Source organism: Mitsuaria sp. TWR114 (genome assembly GCF_007997345.1).
The window spans coordinates 1-4,942 of record NZ_VOSR01000013.1 but is presented as its reverse complement, the minus strand read 5'-3'; the positions used below and the strand labels follow the sequence as shown (position 1 = coordinate 4,942).

General features: G+C 70.2%; 4 protein-coding genes and 2 pseudogenes. 4 read left to right on the top strand and 2 right to left on the bottom strand.

Translation table 11 applies throughout. From position 1 onward, the window contains the following. The 4 genes and pseudogenes from FUT87_RS01050 to FUT87_RS31535 form a co-directional block, all read left to right on the top strand. On the top strand, positions 1 to 480 hold a 480-nt coding region (locus FUT87_RS01050), incomplete at its 5' end, for a LysR family transcriptional regulator substrate-binding protein (RefSeq protein ID WP_147239801.1). A 212-nt stretch (positions 481 to 692) separates the two neighbouring features. After that, complete coding sequence (locus tag FUT87_RS01045) at positions 693 to 1,487, top strand: enoyl-CoA hydratase-related protein (protein ID WP_147239802.1); 795 nt, start codon at positions 693 to 695, stop codon at positions 1,485 to 1,487. Between the two features lie 117 nt (positions 1,488 to 1,604). Beyond that, positions 1,605 to 2,443, top strand: a pseudogene (locus FUT87_RS31540) (3-hydroxyacyl-CoA dehydrogenase NAD-binding domain-containing protein); the annotation flags it as partial. A 162-nt stretch (positions 2,444 to 2,605) separates the two neighbouring features. After that, positions 2,606 to 3,142 carry a 3-hydroxyacyl-CoA dehydrogenase family protein gene (locus tag FUT87_RS31535; RefSeq protein WP_404935339.1) on the top strand — a complete coding sequence of 179 codons (537 nt, stop codon included), beginning with the start codon at positions 2,606 to 2,608 and terminating at the stop codon, positions 3,140 to 3,142. 69 nt (positions 3,143 to 3,211) lie between these two features. Here the strand turns inward: FUT87_RS31535 and FUT87_RS01035 are convergent, their stop codons facing one another. Then, positions 3,212 to 4,048 carry an IclR family transcriptional regulator C-terminal domain-containing protein gene (locus tag FUT87_RS01035; protein ID WP_091731190.1) on the bottom strand — a complete coding sequence of 279 codons (837 nt, stop codon included), beginning with the start codon at positions 4,046 to 4,048 and terminating at the stop codon, positions 3,212 to 3,214. Positions 4,049 to 4,638: 590 nt separating this feature from the next. Next, positions 4,639 to 4,942, bottom strand: a pseudogene (locus FUT87_RS01030) (3-oxoadipyl-CoA thiolase); the annotation flags it as partial.

Sequence of the window (4,942 nt, the reverse complement as noted above, 5' to 3'; positions counted from 1 at the left end):
CAGGCGCTGCGCCGCGGCGAGGTCGACTGCGCCTACGTGCTCTACGACGGCGAGGCGGCCGACGGGCTGGTGGTCGAGCGCCTGCGCCGGATGGAGCTGGCCGTGGCGGTGCCGCGCCGCTTCGCCGACCGGGAGTGGCCGGTGTCGCGGGAGGCGCTGCTGTCGCTGCCCTGGATCGGCACGCCGCCCGACTGCGGCCTGCGTCCGGCGGCCGAGCGGCTGTTCCAGAGCGCCGGCCGCGAGCCGCCGCACAGCCTGATGGCGGAGACCGAGGCCGCCGTGCGCGGCATGGTCGCCAGCGGCCTGGGCGCCGCGGTGCTACGCAAGGACCAGGCGCAGGCGGCGGTCGACGCCGGCGAGCTGCGCATCTGGCCGCATTGGCAGGACGAGACCTGGCTGTGCTGGCTCCAGCAGGAACAGGCCGAGGACCACGCGCTGCAGGCGCTGCGCGAGCTGGTGCACGAGGTCTGGCAGGACTGATCCCGCCGTGGCGCTCGACGCGTCGCCATTCTTCTGAGGCCCACCGGGGCGCTCCCGCGGCACGGCTCGGCTCGGCGGGTCCGAGTCCGAGTCCGAGTCCGGGTCCGGGTCCGGGTCCGGGTCCGGGTGGACGTGAGGGGCTTTTTCGACCGACCGGTCGGGCTGCGATACTCCGCCGATCACAAGGAGACTCGCACGTGGAAACCCTGCAGATGGCGACCGATGCGCGCGGCGTGACGCGCGTGACGATGAACCGGCCCGAGGTGTTCAACGCCTTCGACGAGGCCATGATCGCGGACCTCGACGCCGCCTTCGACCGCCTGGGCCGGGACCCCGCCGTGCGGATCGTCGTGCTCGAAGGTGCGGGCAAGGCCTTCAGCGCCGGCGCCGACCTCCAGTGGATGAAGCGAGCGTCGGAAGCGACGCAGGACTGGAACGTCGAGGACGCGCGCCGCTTCGCCGCCATGCTGGACCGCATCGCGCGCTGCCCCAAGCCGACGATCGCCAAGGTCCACGGCGTGGCGCTGGGCGGCGGCGTGGGCCTGACCCTCGCCTGCGACATCGCCGTCGCCGCGGCGGGCGCGCAGTTCGCGGTCAGCGAGGCGCGCTTCGGGATCTTGCCGTCGGTCATCGGCCCCTACGTGGTCAATGCCGTGGGCCCGCGCGAGGCGCGCCGGCTCGCGCTCACCGCCAGCCGCATTCCCGCCGCCGAGGCGCTGCGCATCGGCCTGCTGCACGAGGTCGTGGAGAGCGATGCCGCCGGCGGGCTCGACGCGGCCGTCGAGCGCTGGGTCGCGGAGCTGTTGATGAACGGCCCGCAGGCGCAGGCCGAGATCAAGGCGCTGTTCGCGCAACTCGACGTGGGGCCGGTGGACGGCGAGGTGCGTGAACTCACCGCGCAGACCATCGCCCGCGTGCGCATGGGGGCCGAAGCCAAGGAAGGCTTCGCGGCCTTCCTGGGCAAGCGCCCCGCAGCCTGGGTGCCGAAGACCGACGCGGCGTCCTGACCTCAGGATCGATCGCCGGATGCGCGCGGCCAGCATTCGGCGTCCGGCCTCGGGTGCCCCGGCGCTGACGCCCGCGGGACTGACGCGCAGCGGCCACGCGCACAAGATTCGAAACAGATGATGGAGACAGCAATGACGGCATCGACGGGAACCTGGCGCATCGCGAGCGCCGACGCGGCGCGGGCACCGGTGGCGGTGATCGGCGCCGGCGTGATGGGCGCGGGCATCGCGCAGGTGGCGGCGCAGGCGGCCATCCGGTCCGGCTCATGGACCTGCGCGAAGGCGCCGCCGCGGCGGCGATCGCGCAGATCGGCAAGGCGCTCGATGGCCTGGTGGCGAAGGGCCGCATGGAACGCGATGCGCGCGACGCGGTGCTGGCGCGCCTGTCGCCGGCGGCCTCGACCGCGGAGCTGGCGGACGCCGCGCTCGTCATCGAGGTGATCGTCGAGAAGCTCGAACCCAAGCAGGCGCTGCTGCGCGAACTCGACGCGCTGCTGCCGCCCGATGCGCTGATCGCGTCCAACACCTCGTCGATCAGCATCACCGCGCTGGCCAACGGCATGGCGAATCCGCGCCGGCTCGTCGGCATGCACTTCTTCAACCCGGTGCCGCTGATGAAGCTGGTCGAGGTGGTCTGGGGCGCGGAGACGGACGCCTCCGCCGCGCAGGCGATCGAGGCGCTGTCGCGTCGCTGGGGCAAGACGCCGGTGCATGCGAAGTCGACGCCCGGCTTCATCGTCAACCGCATCGCGCGCCCGTATTACGCAGAGACGCTGCAACTGCTGCAGGAGCAGGCCGGCAGCCCGGCCCAACTGGATCGGGCGCTGCGCGGCGCCGGCTTCCGCATGGGGCCTTGCGAGCTGATGGACTTGATCGGCCACGACACCAACTACCTGGTCACGCAGTCGGTCTTCGAGGCCAACTTCGGCGACAAGCGCTATCAGCCTTCGCTGGTGCAGAAGGCGCTCGTCGATGGCGGCCGCCTCGGGCGCAAGGCGGGGAAGGGCTTCTACGAGGGCACGCCCGAGAACGCCGCGCCCGTCGCGGTGATCGATGGCGACGTCGGCGCGGTGACCTTGTCGGGTCGCGGCCCGCTGGTGGAGCTGCTGGGCGCCTGGATGGGCACCCGAGGCCTCGCGTTCGAGCGCGACGAGACGGCTGACTGGCAAGGCGTCGCGGTCGAAGGCGTCCAGCTGCATTTCACGCGCGGACGCTGCGCCGCACAGCTCGCGCGGGAGCGCAGCCAACCCGGCCTCGCGGTGATCGATTGGCCGCTCGCGCCCGATCGGATCGAGGGGCTGGCGATCGCCTTCGGGCCGCGCGTGGACAACGTCCAGCAGACCCATGCCGAGACGCTGCTGCGGCGCCTCGGCTGGGAGCCGCTGGTGCTGCGCGACGTGCCGGGCCTGGCCGTCGCCCGCACGATCGCGATGCTGATCAACGAGGGCGCCGATGCCGTCTGGCAGGGCGTCTGCGACGAGGCCGGCGCGGACACCGCGATGAAGCTGGGCGTGAACTATCCCGCCGGGCCCTTCGAGTGGCTCGCGCAACTGGGTGCGCCGCTCGTGGTCGATGCGCTCGCGGGGCTCTTCGAGGCCTATCGCAGCGAGCGGTACCGGATCAGCCCGCTGCTGCGCCAGCGTCTCTGGGCCTGAACGCGACCCTGTCGGTCCGGAAATGAAAAAGCGCCCCTCGGGGCGCTTCTTCGTTGAGCCGCAACGGCCTCAGAGCAGCATGCGCAGATGCGCTTGCGCCTGCAGCAGCGGGGGCAGGCAGTGCTCGACCATCTGCTCCATGCTCATGCGGGTCGCGTGGACGCTGATGGCCATCGCGGCGACGGTGTCGCCCTTGTAGTTCTTCAGCGGCACGGCCACCGAGCGCAGGCCTTGCTCCAGCTCCTGGTCGATCAGCGCGTAGCCCTGGGCGCGGGCGCGGGCGATCTCGATGCGCAGGCGCTCCGGGTGCGTGATCGTGTGCGGGGTCAGCGCGGTCAGTTCCTGGCGGGCGATGAAGGCGTCGACTTCCGCCTGCGGCTGCGCCGCCAGCAGCACGCGGCCATTGCCGGTGCAGTAGGCCGGCACGCGGGTGCCCGGCTGCAGCGTCGGCGAGACCACGCGGCCCGCGCTCGTCGCGGAGATGCAGATCACGTCGTTGCCGTCGAGCACGCCGGCCGAGGAGGCTTCCTTCATCGCATAGGCCAGCTTGTGCAGCTCGGGCTCGATGATGCGGGGCAGGCGGGCAGAGTGCATGTAGCTCTGGCCCAGGCGCAGCACCTTGGGGGTCAGCGCGAACATCTTGCGGTCCTGCGAGACGAAACCCAGGTGGGTCAGCGTCAGCAGGTAGCGGCGGGCGGCGGCGCGGGTCAGGCCGGTGCGGCCGGCAACTTCGCTGATGGTCAGGCGGGGACGTTCCTGATCGAAGGCTTCGATCACGGCCAGGCCTTTTTCCAGGCCGGCGACCAGGTCGCGTTTCAGCGGACCGGTGCGGACTTCAGCTTCAGGGGAGGGGGCGACCACCGGAATGGCGGTCAGGTCTTCATCGTGGGCTCGAGCAGCGGACATGGTGGGGAGGTGGTCGTGCGTTTGACGCCCAAATCTGCTGGGCGTAAGCAGGTGATGTCCAAAACTATAGGGACAACCCTGTGAAGAATGTTTGCCAGGGCAATTGTTTTGTTCCGCTATTCGCACCTGAATGCATCAACTTGGTGCATTTGCTGCGCACAACGCCCCACCGCCTGCGGAAAGCGGTGTGGTCGGGCGGTCAGCGGGGAAAAGGTGCGCGGAATCGCGATCGGAGCGTCGCTAAGCAAGCCGTCAATAGTCAGACATCATGCCTGTGGCGCCGCCGCCTACATATATGAGCGGTATGCGCCATCAAACTCGGTCAGTATCCCACGCGATGTGCGATTGGCGCCTACGTGGTCCTACGGGCGCCCATGACTATTTCTTTAGCGCCCCCAACTTTTGGATATGGGCGAAACGCCGCACAAGGCCGCTCTTGGCGGGGTTGGATGCACCAAAAAGAGGTCAGACAACCGAGGGCGGCGAAGTCAATCGTCTGACTATTGAAAACGGCCGCCCCGTATCGATCCGGGGTGGCCGTTGATTGGCGCCTGGGCCCGCGCTCAGGCGCCGGGCCGAAGCGGAGAGGCTCAGACGCGTTCGACGACGACCGCGATGCCCTGGCCGACGCCGATGCACATCGTGCACAGCGCATAACGGCCATTCGAGCGATGCAACTGGTTGATCGCCGTCATGACCAGCCGGGCGCCGCTGGCGCCGAGCGGGTGGCCAAGCGCGATCGCGCCGCCATTGGGGTTGACGCGCGGATCGTCGTCGCGAAGGCCCAGGTCGCGCAGCACCGCCAGGCCCTGCGCCGCGAAGGCCTCGTTCAGCTCGATGACGTCCATCTGCTCAAGTGTCAGGCCGACCTGCGCCAGCACCTTGCGCGCCGCC

Coding starts and splice junctions, on each gene's coding strand:
- FUT87_RS01045 (WP_147239802.1), top strand. CDS start 693: ATGGCGACCGATGCGCGCGGCGTGACGCGCGTGACGATGAACCGGCCC.
- FUT87_RS31535 (WP_404935339.1), top strand. CDS start 2,606: ATGGGCACCCGAGGCCTCGCGTTCGAGCGCGACGAGACGGCTGACTGG.
- FUT87_RS01035 (WP_091731190.1), bottom strand. CDS start 4,048: ATGTCCGCTGCTCGAGCCCACGATGAAGACCTGACCGCCATTCCGGTG.